Consider the following 2,602-nt stretch of genomic DNA (forward strand, 5'->3'; position numbering starts at 1 on the left):
CGTCGCCGGGCCGCACGCACACACAGGACGCCCCGGCCTGCGCCAGGCGCTGCGCCAGCTCGTCGGCCACGCCGGCGCGGTCGGCCAGCAGCAGCCAGCGCCCTTGCAGGTCGTCGGCGGGGGCCGCCGGTGCATGGGGCTCCCAGCTCAGGTCGTACAACAGCCCGTCGCCGACCTCGGGCGCAGCGAAGGCGCTGGCGTCGGCTGGCGCGAAACGCAGGCCGTCCAGGCGGGCGACGAGGGTGCCGTCGGGCGCGCAGAGGGTCGCGCGCGCCGCGAGCGAGTTGCCGCTGTCGGTCACCTGCACCGACACCCGCAGGCGGCGCGACGGCGTCGCGCACAGCAGCAGGTCGTCCGCGCCCAGCGGGAGGTACAGGCGGGGCGGCAGACCGCCGCCCGTGTGGCCTGCGGCCACGGAACAAAGCTGCAGCGCACCATCGAGCAGCACCGGGTGCAAGGCATGGCCCGGGGCCATGCCTTCGTCGGGCAGTTCGACCCAGCCGCTGGCCACGCCGGGGCCGGCCGCCACGTCCTGGAGCACGCGAAAAGCCGGGCCAAAAGGCACGCCGAGTTCGGCGAAGCGCTGGTAGAGCGCCGAGGCGTCCACGCCGTGCCCGGCGGCGGGCGCATCGAGCGCGTCGCCCGCGAGGCCATCGGTGGCCGCCACCGCGCGGGCGCTCGCCACCGCCTGCCAGGTCTCACCATCCAGCGCCTGGTGCAGTTCGAGATCGGCGCTGCCACCCTCTTGCAGCGTGGCCGAGACCTGCCAGCGCGTGGCGGGCTCGCCGGCTTCGGCGATCACCAGCGGGCGCGAGAGTGTGAAACCGGTGAGGCGCACCGCATCGGCGCGCAGCGCGTCGCGCGCGGCGGCGCCCAACATGTCCATCATGGCCGCGGCGGGCATCAGCAGGCGGCCGAAGATGCGGTGGTCATGAAGCCAGCCGTGGGCGGCGGTGGCGTCGCCTTCGTGGATGCGCACCCGCTGGTTCGCCATGGGCACGCGCCGGCCCAGCACGGGGTGCGCGCCCGGGGCCGGCGCCACCGCCGCGGCCGAGACCGGGCGCGGGCGGATCCAGTGGCGCTTGCGCTGCCATGGGTAGGCCGGCAGGGGCACGACCTGCCCCCCCTCGGGCTGCAGCGCGGCCCACGCGGGCATGAAGCCTGCGGCGTACAGGCCGGCGCAGGCCTGCAGCAGGGTTTCACGTTCGGGCCTGCCGCGGCGCAGCGAGGCCAGCACACGGGGGGGCGTCTGCGCATCGGCCAGGCATTCGGCGATCGAGGCGCCCAGCACCGGATGCGGGCCGATTTCCAGGAACACGTCAAAGCCGTCGCCGGCCATGGCCTCGATGGCCGGGGCAAAGCGCACCGTCTGGCGCACATTGCGGCCAAAGTAGGCCACGTCCAGCGGTTTGGATTCGAGCAAGGCACCGGTGACGGTGGAGTACACCGGCAGGTGCGGGGCCGCGCAGCGCAGGCCCGCGAGTTCGTCGGTGAGCCGCTGCTGGAACGGCGCCATCTGCGCGCTGTGGAAGGCGTACTGCACCGGCAGCATGCGGTGGGCCACGCCGCGCGCGGTGAGCTGGTCGAGCGCCTCGTCCAGCGCCTGGGCGTCGCCCGAGAGCACCACGCTGCGCGGGCCGTTGAGCGCGGCCACGGAGAGTTGCCCGTTCCACGGTTTCACCCATTCGTCGGCGGCCTCGGCGCTCAGGCCCACCGAGGCCATGCGACCCAGGCCGGTGGCCTGCTGCATGGTGCGGCCACGGTGCCAGACCACCCGCACCGCATCGGGCAGGCTGAGCACCCCCGCGACGTGCAGCGCGGCGATCTCGCCGATGCTGTGGCCCACCAGGCCGTCGGGCTGGATGCCCCAGGATTTCCAGAGCGCCACCAGGGCCACCTGCAGCGCAAACAGCGCGGGCTGGGCCACCTCGGTTTCGTCCAGCCGCGAATGCGCTTCGTCCGCCGCCAGGGCCTCCAGGAGCGACCAGCCCGAGAGCGGGCGCAAGAGCGTGTCGCACTGGGCGACTACGTCGCGGAACACGGCTTCGCCGGCCAGCAGCTCGCGCCCCATGGCGTACCACTGCGGCCCCTGGCCGCTGAACACGAAGGCCACGCGCGGCAGCGCGATGGACGAGCGCTGGCCGCTGGCCAGGCCGGGGGCGTCTTCGCCCTGCGCGAACCGGGCCAGGCGCGCGGCGAGTTCCTGCGCCGACTGGCCGACCACGGCCAGTCGCTGGTCGTGGTGGGTGCGGCGCTCGGCGGCGGTGAACACGGCGTCGGGCAGCGCGGTGCCGCCCTGGGTGAGGAAGGCGGCCCAGCGCTGCGCCACGGCGCGCAGCGCCTCGGGGCTTCGCGCCGACAGGGGCAGCAGGTGCCAGGCATCGGGGGCCTGCGTGGAAGGTTCGGCGGGCATCGCCGGGGCTTCTTCCACGATCACGTGGGCGTTGGTCCCGCCCACGCCAAAGGAACTCACCGCGGCGCAGCGCGCCTGCGCGCCGCGCGGCCAGGGCGTGAGCGCGGTGGGCACGGCCAGCCGCGTGCCGGCCAGCGAGATGTGGTGGCTCAGGCGGGTGAAATTGGGTTGCGGCGGGATCGCCTCGTG

1 protein-coding gene is annotated in these 2,602 nt (G+C 74.8%); it reads right to left on the reverse strand.

The features are described 5' to 3' along the window. The coding region (locus KIT86_RS24870) for an acyltransferase domain-containing protein (RefSeq protein ID WP_297403391.1) at positions 1-2,602 on the reverse strand (2,602 nt) is incomplete at both ends.

The organism is Hydrogenophaga sp., assembly GCF_026125825.1.
Classification (GTDB): Bacteria; Pseudomonadota; Gammaproteobacteria; order Burkholderiales; family Burkholderiaceae_C; genus Hydrogenophaga.